A 16,714-nucleotide genomic window follows, 5' to 3' on the forward strand; every position below is an offset into this window, starting at 1 on the left:
GAAACGGACCTATGTGGTCAATAACCCGCCCAGAGCGCCACGATAACCACACTGCCAACCAAGATTCGCCACCAGCCGAACAACGCATATCCATAACGGCTCACGTAATCGAGCACCCAACGGACCACGAAGACGGCTGAGATAAAGGCCATAGCAAAGCCCACGGCGATCTCTCCCATGGCCGAGGCATCCAGCACATCGCGGTTCTTGTAGATATCATAGGCAAAGGCGCCCGCCATGGTCGGCATCGACAGGAAGAACGAAAACTCCGCCGCCGCACGCTTGCTGGCACCCAACATCAGCGCCCCGACAATCGTTGCACCCGAACGCGAGGTGCCGGGCACCATAGCAAGGCATTGGATCACCCCGATTTTAAAGGCCATCGAAAGCGGGAATTTGGTTGCGTCAGAATAGGTCGGAGCAGGCGCGATGCGGTCAACTACCAAAAGCACCACCCCGCCAAGCACCAGCATGATGGCAATCAGCAGCGGCGTCTCAAATAGGACCGTTTTGATGAAGTCATGCGCCATGACGCCAATCACGACAGCAGGCAGAAAGGCCAGAAGCACCGACCAGATGAACCGACGCGCCTGCGGATCATGCGGCGCGGCAGAGAAGACTGCCCAAAGCCGTGCCGAATATACAGTCAGGATCGCCAACACCGCGCCCAACTGGATCACGACCTCAAAGGTACGCCCGGCGCCTTCAAAGCCCAAGAAATGCCCAGCCAACAATAGATGCCCGGTGGAGGAAACGGGGATGAACTCAGTCAGCCCCTCTAGCAAACCCAGAAAGGCGGCGATCAGAGTGGTCGAGTTTTCCATTATCCCTGCCGCAGGTTCCGCGCCGAAGCTTTGATTGCATCATATTGCCCCGAGGGCCGGAAGCGCCACAGGTAGTCAGGAAGCACCGCATCCATCGCGGTTGGGGTGATGCCAAGCTCGGTAAAGCCGCGCGCACCGTCGGCCACGACGTTGTCGTTGCGCAGGTTCTTGACCTGATCGCGCGTCAGCATCTTGTTGGTGAAAAGCCCAAAGGTGACGGCTTGTAGCATGTCAAATCCAAAGGCCACCATCTTGGCAACGAACCACGGCATGTTCAGCACCAAGCGGCGGCGATGGATCACGTTAAGCATGCGTCGCATCAAGCCACGGAACGTATCCACATCCGGGCCGCCAAGCTCATAGACGCCTGCTGCAGCACGCCCTTCCAATGCCGTTTCAGCCGCTTTGGCAACATCGTCGACAAAGACCGGCTGAAAGCGGGTCGCGGCCCCGGCGACTGGCAAGATCGGCCCCGTACGAGTCATACCGGCAAACCGGTTAAAGAACTCATCCTCGGCCCCGAACATGATCGAGGGGCGCAGGATCACTGCATGGGGCATATGCTTGAGCACTGCCGCTTCGCCTTCGCCTTTGGTGCGGGCATAGTCACTGTCGGATTCCATGTCCGCGCCGATGGCAGAGACTTGGACAAAGCGATCAACGCCCTCACCCGCGGCCATACGCGCAATACGCTCGGCCCCTTCGGATTGCACCGCGTCAAAAACGTTCTTTCCGGTCTCAACCAGAATGCCCACGCAGTTCACCACCGCATCCGCACCGCGCAGCGCATCACGCACCGAACCGTCGTCGCGAATGTTGCACAAAACCGGCTCAACTTGGCCAACCACGCCATAGGTCCGCACAAAGAGCGCTTCGTTGGGATGACGCACCGCCACCCGCACCCGCCAGCCAGCTCTGGCCATGCGATACGCGATATAGCGTCCGACAAACCCCGAACCGCCATAAATCGTGACCAGCTTAGACATTTTGCCGCTCCTGTAGATAAATTCTTTCTCAGGATGTACCCGCGCGTCGTCCCTGTCACAAGGCCAAACCCCCAGTTGCAACGGGTCATCGACTGGATTTTCTGATTTTCGCCCAAATTGCGATTGACAGTCACTCAGACGAGCCTTAGAGCACCCCACACGATACGTGCCCAGGTGGCGGAATGGTAGACGCGCTAGCTTCAGGTGCTAGTACTGGCAACGGTGTGGAGGTTCGAGTCCTCTCCTGGGCACCAACTTCAAACAAAAAACCCCTTGAAGACTTCGGTTTTCGAGGGTTTTTTGTTTTTGCGGCCGTAACTATCAGCCAGTTATAGAATGCCCACCCATAGGTCGATGCCCTCCAGCACTTAGCGCGACTGCTTCAAATTGGCCGCGCGCGTATGACCATGATTAGGACGGCCCGGTCTCTGGCGGGCAAGCTATGAGGCCAAGTCATTCCTGCAGCGCCAACGCCAAAGGCGGTATGAAGCCTTTACCTATCCGTTTTATATGCCTTCACCGGCGCGTAGCACGCGTGATTCACATCGATCTCGGGAATGCTCGTTTTCGCAATGACACCGCATAAAGCCGCCCCCCTCAGTCGCGCGCCTTCTCCAACAGGGCGACCAATTCACGGAACTTTTCACGCTGTTCATCACGGTCGCCCGACAAGATCGCCTCTTCCATACAGTGTTTGGCGTGATCCTCGATTACCAGTCGCTCAACTGCCCGCAACGCCGATCGAACGGCTGCGGTTTGCACCAGAACATCTACGCAATAGCGATCCTCGTCCACCATTCGCGTCACACCACGAACTTGCCCCTCCAACCGCGCCAAGCGCTTCAGGATTGCTGCCTTGTTCTGCTTTGCTTCCACGGTTTGCGCCTCCACGCTTTGGAACTAAGGCGTCAGCGGCTGGTTAACATACCACAGGGGGGTATCGAGACCGCCGAATTCACACACGACATGAGCCGTTGAACAGTTCACGACGGCACGAGCGATCATATGGTGCCCTGCCCTTGATTGCCACGGCGCGAAGGACCATCGCGCTTAGATATGATAAAGGAGACTACCCATGTCCTACTGGCGTTTCGCCGCGATGATTGCGACCTCCACCATCGTGATGTTCGGTTTGATGTACATTAACACCTACGCATTCGAACATGTCTTCTTTAGCGAGACGCGGACCTATATGGCGCTGCTGATGGGTGCCGTTATGGCCGTCATCATGCTTAGCTTTATGTTGTCGATGTATTCTAACAAAGCCATCAATATCGCCATTTATGTAGGATCCATTGTGGTATTCGCTCTGACCCTTTGGTTGGTGCGCAGCCAGGTCACCGTGGGCGATACCAGCTATATGCGTGCCATGATCCCCCACCATTCCATTGCAATTATGACGTCTGAGCGGGCGGAACTGTCAGACCCACGGGTGCGCAAGATGGCCGATGGCATCATCGCCGCACAGCGCAAAGAGATTGCCGAGATGCGCAGCCTGATCGCTGATATCGAAGAGAATGGCGATGCGGTTGATCCTGAACTGGGCGAGGCCGAGAGCCAGCCTCAAGTCGGTACCATAGATGAAGCACTGTCGTCAGCAGAGGTTGCCAAGGTCGATCCGGCGGGGCTGACCCCCAAGGATGTTGAGAGCCTGCTGGGCACCACGGCCACCTGCCAATTCAGCCGGACCAACGAAGGCGCGCCGAGCCTTGTCATGGCCGAAAACACGGGCGGCATCAAACTGTCGGGCACCTTGATTGAGTTACAGTCCGATGAGACCATCGACCAAGCCGCACTTGCCGATGGGGCCCAGTTCACCGCCGACGGCGTTGAGGTCACAGTCACACCCATCGCAGGCGCTGATTGGACCGACACAGAAGACAACCTGCGCCGCTCAGAAGCCGAACTGAAGTTCCACCTCGACCGCGGCTTGACCGTTGGTTATCGCGGCTTCTTGGACTGCGAAAACGAACTGTAATTTTCACTAAGGGGAGGCGTGCCGAAAGGGTGCGCCTCCCCCTCGTTCTCAGTGTTCTAATGCAATAGCGTCAAAATTTAATTGCTATCCTTCCAGCGCTGGACGCGTTGACAGGCCGTGCGGGTTACTACACTGCTAGACCCCATGCGTTCCTTGGCAAACATATCAAACCTCTACCGCGCCCTTCTTGGCGTGGTTTTGGCATGTAGCCTATTGCTGCTTCCGCCGTCTTCGGTTCATGCGCAAAGCGGTATGCACGAGGGCGCCCAAGAGGCACATCACGCCGTTCACCAAATGACTGCCGCGCCTGAACTTCAACTGGATGCAGCGGCTTTGCCCGGCCAGACCGATGTACCGGACAGTTTCGAAGGTGAACCTTGCTGTGGTGGTATCTGTCTTACGGCGGCGCTGACCACATCGCAGGACGCAAAAGCGACGGCTGTGCACTCCGTCGAATATATTCGCGTGGCTCAGTCTGTGACATCTGCCCAGCCCGTAGACCAATTGCGCCCGCCTCGAGCCTGAGTTGATCCCGGCCCCTTAACGGCCCTTGTATCTGCGGCCTTTGGCTGCGGCTAAGATCCTCTCATTCAGGCAAAATACCATGAAATTACCGCTGATTGCAGGGGCGATGTCCCTGACCCTTGGGGCCTGCGCCACCGCGCTCCCCCCGTTTCCCGACGTGACTACCGCCTACGTGCAGCAACCCACCCCTCTGCCCGAAGTGGCCGCGATGACCGCCGCTGACAACAGCACGCGTGGCAGCGCTGCGACCGCCGAAGAACAGCCCTTTGCAGGCTACCGCCGCCGGGGCGTGGTGGAGCCGCTCGATTGGCGGCGATTGAACGCTGAACAGGCACCTATGCAAGGGATGGATATGCAGGGGATGAACCACTGATGCGTTGGAAACTGAAAACCGCCGCCGTCATTACGCCTCTGATCTTAGGCGCCTGTACGACAACGGACTTGCCGGTGAGCTTCTCGGCCCGCGATGCTGGCTTTGCCACTGTTGAGGCGCGCACCTCCAAGGCCATCGGTAAACGCACCGTCTGGGCGCAGTCGCAAGCCGAGACCGTCGCCGCCTCTAAACAGGTCCGCGCCATGGTGCAGGGCAAGACGATCAATGCCGAAACCGCGGTGCAGGTGGCGCTGTTGAACAACAAGGGGCTTCAGGCATCTTACGCGCAGATCGGCCTTTCGGCAGCGGAAGCATGGCAACAGTCCACGCCCGAGAACCCCGTCGTCTCCATCGGCTTGCTGGGCATCGGCGCGCCCGAGGTAGGGCTCTACCGTGCCTTGGAAAGCATGATCGCGGTGAACCTTCTGGACGCCCGTACCCGCAAACAGCGCATCGCCGCTGCCGAGGCCGAGTTCCAGCACGCGCAGATGCAAGCCGTCAGCGATACGTTGGCGCTGGCCAATGAAACGCGCGAGGCTTGGGTCAACGCGGTCGCGGCGTTTGAAACGGTCAGCTACCTCAAACGTGCCGCCGTCACCACCGATGCGGCGGCGGAACTGGCGCAGCAGCTGGGCAAGACCGGCGCGCTCAACAAGGCCGCGCAGGCCCGCGAGCAGGCGTTCAACGCTGAGATGGCCGGGCAGTTGGCGCAGGCGCGGCTGGACGCGCAATTGGCCAAGGAACAGCTGACCCGGCTTATGGGTCTCTGGGGGCAGGACGTGGCTTATTACGTGCCTGATTCCCTTCCGCGCGTGCCGAATACGGTCAGCAGCCACAGGGGCATCGAACGGCTGGCGCTGGCCAATCGTGTCGATCTGGAAGTCGCCCGGCTGGGGTTGGCAGCAACGGCGAAAGCCTACGGCCTGACCGATGCCACCCGCACTCTGACGGACCTCGAAGTCATCGCCGGGGCCGAGATAGAGCGTGAGGAAGAGGACGGAGAAGTCGAGACCAGCATCTCGCCGCAGGTCGAGTTCGAGTTCGTCATCCCAATCTTCGACAGCGGCAAGGCGCGGCTGCGCAAGGCTGAGCTCAGCTATCTTCAAGCGGCCAATGTGCTGGCCGAGCGGGCGGTGAACGTCCGATCCGAAGCACGTGCAGCGGCCACGGCCTATCGCTCAAGCCACCAGATCGCACGGCACTACTCCGACGTGGTGCTGCCCCTGCGGCGCACCATCGATGAGGAGGCACTGCTGAGCAACAACGGCATGATCACCAGCACCTTCGACCTGCTGAACGACGCCCGCGAAAGGATCGCGAGCCAGCTTGAGGCCGCCAGTGCCAAGCGCGCGTTCTGGCTGGCTTCGGCCGGTCTGACTGCTGCGATCTATGGCGGTGGCAGCAGCGGCGGGGGTGCCGGTGGAGAGACACAGATCGCCGCTGGTGGCGGCGGCGGACATTGAGACAAGGAAGCAATCACATGATGAACAGACGTCAATTGCTGGGGGCCGGTGCTGCAGGTGCAACGCTCGTGTCCTCCAAAGCATGGGGCCAGACCATGAACATGGGCCTGCCCGAAGCCGCGGTGATGGACAGTGCCCTCACCCAGACCCCCACCCGCCCCACCAGCGGGCCGGACTACAATCCGGTCGTAACGCTCAATGGGTGGACTTTGCCGCACCGGATGAACAACGGGGTTAAGGAATTCCACCTTGTTGCAGAACCGGTCGAGCGCGAATTGGCCGACGGGATGGTTGCGCGTCTTTGGGGGTACAATGGCCAATCCACCGGCCCAACCATCGAAGCCGTCGAAGGCGACCGCGTCCGAATCTATGTGACCAACCGCCTGCCCGAGCACACAACGGTACACTGGCACGGGCTGATCTTGCCCTCGGGCATGGACGGTGTCGGCGGGCTCAGCCACCCCGGGATCCCGCCGGGCAAGACCTTTGTCTATGAGTTCGACCTGACCAAATCCGGCACCTTCATGTACCACCCGCATGGGGATGAGATGGTGCAGATGGCGATGGGCATGATGGGCATGTTCGTGGTCCACCCCAAGGATCCCGACTTCATGCGCGTGGATCGGGACTTCCTGATCATGCTCAACGCCTTTGACATTGATCCCGGCACCTACATTCCGCGCATCATGACGATGACGGATTTCAACCTGTGGACATGGAACAGCCGGATTTTCCCCGACATTGATCCGCTGGTGGTTAATCAAGGGGACAAGGTGCGCGTGCGCGTCGGCAACCTGACCATGACCAACCACCCGATCCACATGCACGGCTATGATTTTAAGGTCACCTGCACCGATGGCGGCTGGGTGCCGGAATCGGCGCAATGGCCCGAGGTCTCCATCGACATCCCCGTGGGTGCCATGCGCGCCTATGAGTTCGTGGCCGACCATCTGGGCGACTGGGCGATCCACTGCCACAAGTCACACCACACGATGAACGCCATGGGCCACGACGTGCCGACGCTGATCGGCACCAGCAGTTCCAACATGACGCGCCAGGTCCGCCGCGTGCAGCCCGAGTTCATGCCCATGGGCACGGCGGGCATGGCGGATATGGGCGAAATGTCGATGCCCCTGCCCGACAATACCGTGCCGATGATGGCCGGTTGGGGGCCACATGGCCCGCTGGAAATGGGCGGCATGTTTTCGGTCGTGAAGGTGCGCCAAGGCATCGACACGGACGACTACGAAGATCCCGGCTGGTATGAAAACCCGCCGGGCACCGAAGCGTATGAATGGACGGGCGAGCTGCCAGACTTCGCGCAGAACCACAGCCCGAAAACCCAGATCACGCCGAAACCAACCTCCGAGGGCTAAGCGGCCCTTGGACCATAATGACCTCTAAAACCATACAGGAAACACCATGAACAAACTTCTTCTCTCAACCGCCCTCAGCCTTCTCATCACCGCCCCGGCCTTTGCCGCGGGCACCCATGGCGGCGGCCACGGCGATGACGGCCACGGCGACATGCACAAAGAAATGGCCGTGGGCATGCCCGGCAAGGCCGAGGCCGTCGACCGCACCATCGACGTGACCATGCGCGAAACAGACGACGGCGAGATGATCTTTGAGCCCGCCGAGTTCGACATCAAGAAAGGCGAGACCATCCGCTTTGCCGTCACCAACAAAGGCGAGATCGAGCATGAGTTCGTGATCGACACGATGGAGGGCAATGCCGAGCACAAGGAAGCTATGGCCAAGATGGACATGGAGCATGACGACCCGAACTCGGTCCGTCTCGACTCCGGCATGGACGGCGAGGTGATCTGGACCTTCGCCAACGAAGGTTCCTTCGAGTTCGCCTGCCTGATCCCCGGCCACTACGAATCCGGCATGCATGGCCCGATCACCGTGGCGCAGTCTGATGAGGCCCCCGCGGCGCCCGCCGTCTACTCAACCGGCAAGATCAAGAAAGTCGACGCCAAGGGTAAAAAGGTGACCATAATTCACGGCCCGTTGGAAAACCTCGACATGCCGTCGATGACCATGGTGTTCAAAGCCGATGAAGCGCTCATCACCAAGATGAAAGAAGGCCAAGACATTGAGTTCGTCGCGGACCGCGTGAAAGGCAAGCTCACCGTCACAGCGATGAAGTAAGCACCAATTGCGGGGCCGGTTGAACGGACTGGCCCCGCATTTTCCACCACAATAACAAGGCACTTCGAGCTATGAAAACGCGTGGAACCGTCGCCCTTTGGGCCATCGCTGCACTACAGGCCATTGTGGCGATCTTCTTTACTGTGTGCTTCCTGCTGGACGCCATGGGAATGGAGCCTGACTTTCTGGTTTGGCAAAGCCATGAGTATCAGCAGACCGTGTTGGCCATCGGCCTGAACCTCGGCGTGGCGCTTGGCTGGATCGCCCTCAGGACCAGTCTGCAACGTGCCCGGCTGGCCGAAGAGAAAATGCGCCGATGCACCTCGGAGTTCTCGATGGTGATGACGCAGCACTTCACGGATTGGCGTCTGACACCCGCAGAGCGGGATGTCGCGGTCTTTTTGGTCAAAGGTTTGAGCACCCGCGACATTGCGGAACTGCGCGGCACTTCTGAGGGGACGATCAAGGCGCAGACAAACGCGATTTATCGCAAGGCCGCCGTCACCGGGCGCACACAGTTGCTCAGCACATTCATTGAGGATTTGATGGATGATGCTTGGGTGCCGGCGGACGCCCCGCAAACTGCGGCTGAGCGTTCGCACGTGGCTGCACCCAGATCAACGGCCGCCCCGGCATAACCGCCTGAGAGGAAGCCCCCGCAAACAAAACAGGTAGCCCGTCATGATCCAAGCAATACTTTTATCAGTTCTGGTTGTCGGCATCTGCACGACAATCCATTATTTCGTCCTTAAATGGGTGTCGGATACCATCGCGCAACGCAATAGCACTGCGCATGGCCAGAACCTTGGCTTGGCGGTCGGCGCCATTACTTTTGCCCATGTGATTGAGGCTTTCATCTATACGCTTTTCTTCCTCTGGGCGGTGCAGGGCTTGCAGATTGGCGCGCTAAACGCTTCCGGCCCAACGGGTGAGCCGATCACGATGATGGACTATTTCTATTTCTCACTGGTCAACTTCACCACCTTGGGGCGCGGCGACCTAACCCCCCTGGGGCACCTGCGTTTCATCACCGGCATCGAGGCGTTTCACGGCTTTCTCATGATCACGGCGTCAGGAAGCTTTGTGCTACAAGTCATGGGCGGAGGCGCCCCACTGTCAAAGAAAGGATGACCCGAATAGTTCACCCTGATTTTTTGCCTGAAAGAGGGCGCATATGCGCGCCCCTCCCGATCGGTCACTGGCAGTTGAAATCGGCCCCTGCTGTTAACACCTTCACGCCACGGAGGGCGGCGCGCTTCGTCTCTGTGGCAGTATCAATCGCAATCGATCCCGATAAGGCATGACATGAATAGAAGACAATTCCTCGCCAGTGCCTCCGCGTTGGCAATCGTGCCGCTACAGGCTTCTGCCGCTGCGGAAACGCTGACGCTGACCGCTGAGGCTGTCACCCGACAACTTCTTCCCAAAGGCGAAGGCGCCACCGCGATGTTGGGTTTTAATGGGTCGATGCCCGGACCAGAGCTCAGGTTGAAACGGGGGGAGCAAATCTCCATTGAAGTCGAGAATAGGCTGGAGGAAGGCACTGCCGTCCATTGGCACGGCATTCGGCTTGAAAACCGAATGGACGGGGTACCGGTGTTGACACAGGATCTTATCAACCCCGGCGACAGCAAGACCTATAGTTTTGCGCCGCCCGATGCGGGGACCTATTGGTACCATTCGCACTATATTTCGCAGGAACAGGTCGCGCGGGGCATGATGGGGCCGCTTATTGTCGAAGACGATATGCCCCCCGATGTGGACCACGACATTACAGTCGTGCTGTCGGATTGGATTATCAACGAAGACGGCAGCCTCTCTGATGATTTCACCGACATGCACAGCGTTGCGCACGCTGGCTATATGGGCAACTTTGCCCGCGCATTCTTATCGCAGGCCGAAGTGAAGGAAGGTGACCGGGTCCGGTTCCGCATCATCAACGCGGCCACCAATCGCATTTTCCCTCTCACCGTCGCAGGCGTCGCTGGGTCTGTCGTTGCGCTGGACGGCATGGCATTGGGCCAGCCGCGCGGGTTGTCTGACCTTACCCTAGCGCCCGCCCAAAGGGCAGATTTGATCGTCGATATCACGGGGCCAGTGAGTTTTGACATGCTCTCTCGTCAGGGGAGCTACCGACTTGCGGATGTGGCGGTTTCCGGCAGCAATACGGATCGGAAGCCAGAACCCATAACACCGCTGGCAGCGCCAAACTTGCCGGTGCCGGGCGACCCCACGCAGCACCTGACGCTGACGATGATGGGGGGTGCTATGGGCGGTCGACACGGCGGGGCCAATATCTGGTCTTTCAACGATGTCTCGGACCTGCCGGACGCGCCATTCGCCTCCATGAAACGGGGCGAAACTGTACGCATCACCCTCGCCAATGATACCGCTTTCCCACATGGTATTCACCTGCACGGTCACCACTTCTATGAGCTGGCCTCCGACGGCAGTCTCGGCGACCTCCGCGATACGACTTTGGTTGCCGCGGGTGAAAGCCGTGATGTTCTTTGCGTATTTGATAATCCGGGCCGTTGGCTGATCCACTGTCATATGCTGAGCCACGCCATCGGAGGGATGCGGACATGGGTAGATGTAGCATGATAAGGTTGGCTGTCTTAATCCTCGCTTCTGCAACCACAGCGCACGCAGACCACGAACTTGACGGCCGTGATATCGTCGCTGGCCGCGCCCTTTATGCTGAGACCTGTGCGGCTTGTCACGGCACTGACCTCGAAGGTCAACCCGACTGGCGAACGCCCGATGAGGCCGGAGTTCTGCCTGCCCCTCCGCATGATGCAACGGGCCATACCTGGCATCACGATAATGCCTTGCTGTTCGAATATACGAAACTCGGGGGCAAAGCTGCATTAGCGGCGCGCGGCATTGATGATTTCAACAGCGGAATGCCAGCTTTTGGCGAGGCGCTCTCAGACGAAGGTATTTGGGACATCCTCGCTTATATCAGGTCGACTTGGCCGCCCCGCGAACAGGCCTCTCAGGCTAGCCGCAATCGACCGCATTGAGGCAGGTAGGAAACGCCGCAGCCTGCGCATGCAGCTTTGAGGAATGGGCCATTCATGGATTTCGCGCCAAGTTTTGACACATGGAGATCTTTTGGCATTTGAAACCGCCGCGCCACTTCACGCGTGGTCGAATTGCACCCTGCTGAACAGCGCCCCTCGCCGCTCAGATAGGCTGCTGCACCGTCGCCAAAGCGCGGGCAGGGTGGCGCTAACCTTCAGATGCGTTTGCCGACAAACATCGACGAAGAGACCCGCACGCAGGCGATGTCGCCGTTCTGCCAGATAAGCTCCCCCTGCGCCGTGGCGTATTTGCCCAGGCTAACGCAGGCGGTAATTCGCGTGATCTTTGCTGCGTTCTGAATGGCATCTCGAGTGCTGCTGAACTGAATGGACATGGCTTGTGCTCCTGAGTTGACTTCAATCAACCTTCACACAAATCGCCAACCAATGCCTGCTGGCTTAGGGATAACGGGCCTACCCTTCGGTATATTCGCGGTGCCAGAAAGATCTGCATGCGGCCCGCAGCCCCAATAAGCCGCAAGGGTCACCACTTTTTCCGTCAGGGACGATTGAGCAGCTTTTGGTACTTCGACACGAAAAGATGCGCGCCTTTCATCTTTTGAGTGATCCAATCCCCCACGGTGAACAGCATCAAAAAGCTATTGCCGCGCTCTGGCCCTAAGGGCAGCAGGATCGGCGCTTCGGGGCCCCAAGGGCGATAGGTCTTCATATCCGTCAGTTTCCGGCCAGTGATCAGCCCGGTCAGCGTCTTTTTCAGCCACGGCAACTGACGGCTGACCGCAACGATTGTCATGTTGTCGCCAGGATCGGCCACGTCGCCGGCGGCAAAGACATTGGGGAGTGTGGAGGGACGCATATATCCGTCGGTTTTGATCCGCTCAGCGGCAGTTACCTCTGCGCCGGGCAGGTTTTTCAGCAGATCAGAGCACGCCTGCGCACCAAGGACGGGAAAGATCAGATCAAACGCCCGCTGCGTTCCATCGCCGAGGGTCACACTGCCCGCATGCGGTTCTGATTTTGATGCAAGACCTTCGGCCTTTTCGCCAAGAATGATCTCCACTCCGCTGGATTTCAATTTCTTGCTAAGCGACGACCCAAGGCTGTCAGGCTTCGCTGCAAAAAGCTTGTCGTCCATCGTGATCAGGGTGATTTTTTTGTCTGGCATGGCATAGGCAATCTCGCCTGCAAGCTCGACACCCACTGCTCCGGCGCCGATGATGCCGATGGTTTTGGCCGATACCAGTTTTTCGCGCGCCGCTTGGTTTGCTGTGCGCAGCCCGTCGATGTCAGCGCCTTTAGGTTTGAACGGTGCCGCGTATTCTGAGCCTGTGGCGACAACGATATAATCCGCGTCAATCCGCGCGCCGTCTTCAAGGGTGACACCACCCCCATCAATCTGGGTTGCCCGCGCCGCGATCACCCGGCCACGCTTTAGCAAACGGTCGTAGGGTATCAGCGATTCCTCAACCAGGCTGGGCTGAACCAAAGCACGGATCATCGCTGGCGCATGCACGAAATTGCTGCGCGGTTCGATCAAAGTGACATCGGCAATGTCATCCATCGTCTTGGCGAGCTCAGCGCCCACATATCCGGCACCTACGATTGCGATACGTTTGCCCATCGATGCTGTCTCCTTCTGGTCATCTTTAATCTGCGGGGTGCGCCCCTATGCATTCAGCTACCGACATAGGTACTCTTTCAAAGAATTCCCGTTTGGATGGCGCAATTATCATTCCCCCTGCCACAAAAGCAGTCACATGCCCGCCCGATAAGCGCCAAGGATGCGGTGGCGATTCTCTTAAGCGATACAACATATTGTTTAGAATCGTCGCACCTGTTTAACTCCCCCCAGCGACAGGGAGAGCCGCGGCACAATGAAAGACACCAAAGCAGAGACTTTTCTGCGTTTTGATAACGTCAAGAAGAGCTACGATCAGGAAAACCTCGTCGTCAAAGGTTTCGACATGGACGTGCAGGAGGGGGAGTTCATCACCCTTCTTGGCCCCTCCGGGTCCGGCAAGACCACCGTTTTGATGATGCTCGCGGGGTTTGAGAGCGTCACCTCGGGCGATATCGCGATCAACGGCCGCTCAATCAACAAGACCGCGCCTAACAAGCGCAACATCGGCATGGTGTTTCAGAACTACGCGCTGTTTCCCCATATGACGGTGGCCGAAAACCTCGCCTATCCGCTGAGCGTGCGCAAAATGCCGAAAGCGCAGATTAAAGAGCGTGTGGCGGAGTATCTGGCGCTGGTGGAACTGTCGGCCTTTGGCGACCGCCGCCCCGGCCAGCTTTCTGGCGGACAGCGACAGCGTGTGGCGCTGGCGCGTGCGATGATCTTTCAGCCGACGCTGATCCTTATGGACGAACCTTTGGGCGCGCTCGATAAAAACCTGCGCGAACAGATGCAGTTTGAAATCACCCGCCTGCACAAACAGATCGGCTTTACCGTGATCTATGTGACGCATGATCAGACCGAAGCGCTGTCGATGTCGGACCGCATTGCCGTTTTCAACGATGGCGTCGTGCAGCAATGTGCGCCCCCGGCGGAGCTCTACGAGCGCCCCGTGAATGCCTTCGTCGCTGAGTTCATCGGTGAAAACAACTTCGTGCAGGGCAAGGTCAGCAAGATCGATGGCGACCTTGCCAAGGTCGAGACGGACACCGGCACCATCACCACCCAGACCTCCAAAGGGCTGACCGAAGGTGCCGCCTGCCGCGTGTCGATCCGGCCTGAGAAGCTGTTCATTCACCCCACGACCCACGCCCATGACAACGCACTGACGGCGACCTTTGTCACGCGCATCTATGTGGGCGATTTCATCCGCTATTATTTCCGCCTACCCGACGGCACCGACATTATCGTCAAAGTGCTCAACGACCTGTCCGCGCCTGAATTTGAAGACGGCGCGACGGCGCAGCTGTTGTCCCTGACGAAAGATTGCATCGCCTTTGCCAATTAAAGGCGACCGAGGGCAAACCGGGGCCCCGCAAAAGACCTGGACACAACAAGGAGAGACCCGATGAAGAAACATCTGACGTATCTGGCCACGACGGCGCTGCTTGCCAGCCCTGTTCTGGCTGAGGATTTGACGGTGACGTCCTTCGGCGGCGCTTATGGCGCGGCGCAGATGGAGCACATGATTGAACCCTACATGAAGGAATCCGGCACCAACGTGCTGTTCGAAGACTACGGCGGCGGCGTGGCCGAGATGAAGGCGCAGGTCGAAGCAGGCAACATCCTGTGGGATGTGGTCGACATCGAAGTGATCGACCTCGAGCGCGCCTGCGCCGAAGGCTATCTGGAAGTGATCGACCAATCCGTCCTGCCCGATGGCGACGATGGCACCGCAGCGGCGGATGACTTCATCGAAGACGCGCTGGCCAATGAATGTGGCGTCGGCAACATCGTTTGGTCCGTCGTCTTTGCGGTGAACACTGAAAATGGCGAAGGCCCGAAAACCATCGAAGACTTCTTTGACACCGAAGCCTTCCCCGGCAAACGCGGTTTGCGCAAACGGCCTCAGGTGAACATGGAATGGGCGCTGCTGGCCGATGGCGTCGCCCCCGAAGAAGTCTATGAGGTGCTCGCCACCGAAGAAGGCCAAGCCCAAGCCTTTGCCAAGCTCGACACCATCAAAGACGAGATCACTTGGTACGACAGCTGGTCTCAGGCCCCCGTTCTGCTGAACGACGGCGGTGCCACCATGGTGCAATCGGCCAACGGTCGTATCTTTGCCGCGATCAAGGACGATGGCGCGCCTTTCGAGATCGTTTGGGACAGCCACATCTATGACCTCGACGTTTGGGCGATCATGAAAGGGACCGAGAAGAAGGACCTCGCCATGGAGTTCATTAAATACGCCACTGGCACTGTGCCGCTCTCGGGCATGCAGGACGTGGCCTATGGCCCGACCCGCAACTCCGCTCAGGCGCTTCTGCCCGAAGAGGTCAAGAAAGACCTGCCGACCGCGCACCTTGATGAAGGTGTAAAGGCCGACGGTATCTTCTGGGCCGACTATGGCGAAAGCCTTGGCGAGAAGTTCAACGAATGGCTGCTGCAATAAGCATCCCTGCCCCGCGCCTTAATTGGCGCGGGGTTTTCCCCTTTTAGAGACGAGACCCAGTGTGCCCAGCCTGAATACCCAAGATGCCGCTAACGCCCGTCGCCAACTGCGCAGACGCCGCACGCAGGCGTTTTTGTTTGTGGTGCCGCTGCTGGTCTTTATCCTTTTCGCCTTTGTGGCCCCGATCACCACGATGCTGTTTCGCAGTGTCTATAACCCGACTGTCGCCGAACTGGTGCCTGAGACGCTGACCATGCTGGAGGACTGGGACGGTGAAACCCTGCCCGATCCGGCTGTGGTGACGCAAATGGCAATCGACATGAAGCGCATGGCGGGCAACCGCACCTCCGGCAAATTTGCTGACGAGATCAACCGCGCCCTGCCGGGCATGTCGAGTGTGATCAAATCCACCGCCCGCGGTCTGCGCCGCGTGGATGATTCTGAGCTTGCCGCCAATGGGGCCGAGATGCTGCTGGCCGAGAATGAACGCTGGGCCAAACCCGCCACATGGCGCGCGATCCGCAGCGCCGGGCAAGTCTATACCTCAAGCTATTACCTCACCGCCGTCGATCTAGAATATGACGCCGAGGGTGAGATCATCATGCGCGATACGCAGATCTACAAACAACTCTATGGCAAAACGCTGAAGATGGCACTGATCATCACCGGGTTGACCATGCTGCTGGGCTATCCTCTGGCTTTCTATATGTCGCAAGCCTCTCCCGCGACGGCGAACTTTCTCATGGTCTTTGTCCTCCTGCCATTCTGGACCTCACTGCTGGTGCGCACCACCGCGTGGATCGCCCTGCTGCAAGCGGGCGGCGTGGTGAACTCCACCCTGATCTGGGCCGGGCTGATCAATGAGCCGATTGAGCTTTTGTACAACGAGTTTTCCACCATCCTTGCTATGACCCATATCCTGCTGCCCTTCATGGTGCTACCGCTCTATGCGGTGATGCGCGGGATCGACAGCAGCTTCATGCGGGCGGCGATTTCCATGGGCAGCAACCCCATCGGCGCGTGGTACAAAATCTACCTGCCGATGAGCCTGCCGGGCCTGTCGGCCGGGGCGCTTTTGGTCTTCATCATCTCGGTTGGCTACTACATCACCCCCGCGCTGGTCGGCGGCACCGATGGTCAGATGATCTCGAACATCATCGCCTTTCACATGCAGGTCTCGAACAACTGGGAACTGGCGGCGGCCTTGGGCTCGCTTCTGCTGATCCTGATCCTTGTCCTCTACTGGCTGTTCGACCGTTTCGTCGGCACCGACAACCTCAAGCTGGGATAG

At 58.8% G+C, this 16,714-nt stretch carries 18 protein-coding genes and 1 tRNA gene; 14 read left to right on the forward strand and 5 right to left on the reverse strand.

All coding sequences use genetic code 11. From position 1 onward, the window contains the following. Positions 1 to 17: 17 nt before the first annotated feature. Positions 18 to 824, reverse strand: a complete 807-nt coding sequence (locus WNY61_RS00450) for an undecaprenyl-diphosphate phosphatase (protein WP_342849487.1) — start codon at positions 822 to 824, stop codon at positions 18 to 20. Continuing rightward, on the reverse strand, positions 824 to 1,810 hold the full coding sequence (locus tag WNY61_RS00455; protein ID WP_342849488.1) for a complex I NDUFA9 subunit family protein: 987 nt from the start codon (positions 1,808 to 1,810) through the stop codon (positions 824 to 826). The genes WNY61_RS00450 and WNY61_RS00455 overlap by 1 nt, the downstream gene beginning before the upstream one ends. A gap of 168 nt (positions 1,811 to 1,978) precedes the next feature. Between WNY61_RS00455 and WNY61_RS00460 the strand changes: the two genes are divergently transcribed. After that, positions 1,979 to 2,064, forward strand: a tRNA-Leu gene (locus WNY61_RS00460). Between the two features lie 343 nt (positions 2,065 to 2,407). Here WNY61_RS00460 and WNY61_RS00465 read toward each other — a convergent pair. Further along, a complete protein-coding gene (locus WNY61_RS00465; RefSeq protein ID WP_342849490.1) occupies positions 2,408 to 2,686 on the reverse strand; it encodes a metal-sensitive transcriptional regulator in 279 nt (92 codons plus the stop codon). Positions 2,687 to 2,885: 199 nt separating this feature from the next. Between WNY61_RS00465 and WNY61_RS00470 the strand changes: the two genes are divergently transcribed. The 10 genes from WNY61_RS00470 to WNY61_RS00515 all read left to right on the forward strand — a co-directional run bounded on the left by WNY61_RS00470 (position 2,886) and on the right by WNY61_RS00515 (position 11,332). Continuing rightward, complete coding sequence (locus tag WNY61_RS00470) at positions 2,886 to 3,788, forward strand: DUF305 domain-containing protein (protein ID WP_342849491.1); 903 nt, start codon at positions 2,886 to 2,888, stop codon at positions 3,786 to 3,788. Positions 3,789 to 4,040: 252 nt separating this feature from the next. After that, the gene (locus WNY61_RS00475) at positions 4,041 to 4,313 is read left to right on the forward strand and encodes a hypothetical protein (RefSeq protein ID WP_342849492.1); all 273 of its coding nucleotides are present in this window, start codon (positions 4,041 to 4,043) and stop codon (positions 4,311 to 4,313) included. Positions 4,314 to 4,392: 79 nt separating this feature from the next. Further along, the gene (locus tag WNY61_RS00480; protein ID WP_342849493.1) at positions 4,393 to 4,686 is read left to right on the forward strand and encodes a hypothetical protein; all 294 of its coding nucleotides are present in this window, start codon (positions 4,393 to 4,395) and stop codon (positions 4,684 to 4,686) included. Further along, positions 4,686 to 6,149, forward strand: a complete 1,464-nt coding sequence (locus WNY61_RS00485) for a TolC family protein (protein WP_342849494.1) — start codon at positions 4,686 to 4,688, stop codon at positions 6,147 to 6,149. The genes WNY61_RS00480 and WNY61_RS00485 overlap by 1 nt, the downstream gene beginning before the upstream one ends. A gap of 17 nt (positions 6,150 to 6,166) precedes the next feature. Then, positions 6,167 to 7,525, forward strand: a complete 1,359-nt coding sequence (locus tag WNY61_RS00490; RefSeq protein ID WP_342849495.1) for a copper oxidase — start codon at positions 6,167 to 6,169, stop codon at positions 7,523 to 7,525. A gap of 46 nt (positions 7,526 to 7,571) precedes the next feature. Continuing rightward, positions 7,572 to 8,306, forward strand: coding sequence for a copper-binding protein (locus WNY61_RS00495; RefSeq protein ID WP_342849496.1), 735 nt, complete (start codon positions 7,572 to 7,574; stop codon positions 8,304 to 8,306). Between the two features lie 71 nt (positions 8,307 to 8,377). Further along, on the forward strand, positions 8,378 to 8,944 hold the full coding sequence (locus WNY61_RS00500) for a helix-turn-helix transcriptional regulator (protein ID WP_342849497.1): 567 nt from the start codon (positions 8,378 to 8,380) through the stop codon (positions 8,942 to 8,944). Positions 8,945 to 8,987: 43 nt separating this feature from the next. Further along, positions 8,988 to 9,437, forward strand: coding sequence for an ion channel (locus WNY61_RS00505; RefSeq protein ID WP_342849498.1), 450 nt, complete (start codon positions 8,988 to 8,990; stop codon positions 9,435 to 9,437). A gap of 174 nt (positions 9,438 to 9,611) precedes the next feature. After that, positions 9,612 to 10,910, forward strand: coding sequence for a multicopper oxidase family protein (locus tag WNY61_RS00510; RefSeq protein ID WP_342849499.1), 1,299 nt, complete (start codon positions 9,612 to 9,614; stop codon positions 10,908 to 10,910). After that, complete coding sequence (locus tag WNY61_RS00515) at positions 10,892 to 11,332, forward strand: cytochrome c (RefSeq protein ID WP_342849500.1); 441 nt, start codon at positions 10,892 to 10,894, stop codon at positions 11,330 to 11,332. Before WNY61_RS00510 ends, WNY61_RS00515 begins: the two co-directional genes overlap by 19 nt. 215 nt (positions 11,333 to 11,547) lie before the next feature. On the opposite strand, the gene WNY61_RS00520 is transcribed toward WNY61_RS00515, so the two are convergent. Beyond that, the gene (locus tag WNY61_RS00520; protein ID WP_342849501.1) at positions 11,548 to 11,727 is read right to left on the reverse strand and encodes a hypothetical protein; all 180 of its coding nucleotides are present in this window, start codon (positions 11,725 to 11,727) and stop codon (positions 11,548 to 11,550) included. 164 nt (positions 11,728 to 11,891) lie between these two features. Next, positions 11,892 to 12,974 carry an FAD-dependent oxidoreductase gene (locus WNY61_RS00525; RefSeq protein WP_342849502.1) on the reverse strand — a complete coding sequence of 361 codons (1,083 nt, stop codon included), beginning with the start codon at positions 12,972 to 12,974 and terminating at the stop codon, positions 11,892 to 11,894. 253 nt (positions 12,975 to 13,227) lie between these two features. Here WNY61_RS00525 and WNY61_RS00530 point away from each other — a divergent pair, with 253 nt between their 5' ends. The 3 genes from WNY61_RS00530 (at position 13,228) to WNY61_RS00540 (ending at position 16,714) form a co-directional block, all read left to right on the forward strand. Continuing rightward, positions 13,228 to 14,319, forward strand: coding sequence for an ABC transporter ATP-binding protein (locus tag WNY61_RS00530; protein ID WP_342849503.1), 1,092 nt, complete (start codon positions 13,228 to 13,230; stop codon positions 14,317 to 14,319). A 60-nt stretch (positions 14,320 to 14,379) separates the two neighbouring features. Further along, positions 14,380 to 15,423, forward strand: coding sequence for an ABC transporter substrate-binding protein (locus WNY61_RS00535; RefSeq protein ID WP_342849505.1), 1,044 nt, complete (start codon positions 14,380 to 14,382; stop codon positions 15,421 to 15,423). A 61-nt stretch (positions 15,424 to 15,484) separates the two neighbouring features. Further along, positions 15,485 to 16,714, forward strand: a complete 1,230-nt coding sequence (locus WNY61_RS00540) for an ABC transporter permease (protein ID WP_342849506.1) — start codon at positions 15,485 to 15,487, stop codon at positions 16,712 to 16,714.

Source organism: Sulfitobacter sp. AS92, from assembly GCF_038900015.1.
Taxonomy (GTDB): domain Bacteria; phylum Pseudomonadota; class Alphaproteobacteria; order Rhodobacterales; family Rhodobacteraceae; genus Sulfitobacter.

Coding starts and splice junctions, on each gene's coding strand:
- WNY61_RS00450 (WP_342849487.1), bottom strand. CDS start 824: ATGGAAAACTCGACCACTCTGATCGCCGCCTTTCTGGGTTTGCTAGAG.
- WNY61_RS00455 (WP_342849488.1), bottom strand. CDS start 1,810: ATGTCTAAGCTGGTCACGATTTATGGCGGTTCGGGGTTTGTCGGACGC.
- WNY61_RS00470 (WP_342849491.1), top strand. CDS start 2,886: ATGTCCTACTGGCGTTTCGCCGCGATGATTGCGACCTCCACCATCGTG.
- WNY61_RS00475 (WP_342849492.1), top strand. CDS start 4,041: ATGCACGAGGGCGCCCAAGAGGCACATCACGCCGTTCACCAAATGACT.
- WNY61_RS00480 (WP_342849493.1), top strand. CDS start 4,393: ATGAAATTACCGCTGATTGCAGGGGCGATGTCCCTGACCCTTGGGGCC.
- WNY61_RS00485 (WP_342849494.1), top strand. CDS start 4,686: ATGCGTTGGAAACTGAAAACCGCCGCCGTCATTACGCCTCTGATCTTA.
- WNY61_RS00490 (WP_342849495.1), top strand. CDS start 6,167: ATGATGAACAGACGTCAATTGCTGGGGGCCGGTGCTGCAGGTGCAACG.
- WNY61_RS00495 (WP_342849496.1), top strand. CDS start 7,572: ATGAACAAACTTCTTCTCTCAACCGCCCTCAGCCTTCTCATCACCGCC.
- WNY61_RS00500 (WP_342849497.1), top strand. CDS start 8,378: ATGAAAACGCGTGGAACCGTCGCCCTTTGGGCCATCGCTGCACTACAG.
- WNY61_RS00505 (WP_342849498.1), top strand. CDS start 8,988: ATGATCCAAGCAATACTTTTATCAGTTCTGGTTGTCGGCATCTGCACG.
- WNY61_RS00510 (WP_342849499.1), top strand. CDS start 9,612: ATGAATAGAAGACAATTCCTCGCCAGTGCCTCCGCGTTGGCAATCGTG.
- WNY61_RS00515 (WP_342849500.1), top strand. CDS start 10,892: ATGGGTAGATGTAGCATGATAAGGTTGGCTGTCTTAATCCTCGCTTCT.
- WNY61_RS00520 (WP_342849501.1), bottom strand. CDS start 11,727: ATGTCCATTCAGTTCAGCAGCACTCGAGATGCCATTCAGAACGCAGCA.
- WNY61_RS00525 (WP_342849502.1), bottom strand. CDS start 12,974: ATGGGCAAACGTATCGCAATCGTAGGTGCCGGATATGTGGGCGCTGAG.
- WNY61_RS00530 (WP_342849503.1), top strand. CDS start 13,228: ATGAAAGACACCAAAGCAGAGACTTTTCTGCGTTTTGATAACGTCAAG.
- WNY61_RS00535 (WP_342849505.1), top strand. CDS start 14,380: ATGAAGAAACATCTGACGTATCTGGCCACGACGGCGCTGCTTGCCAGC.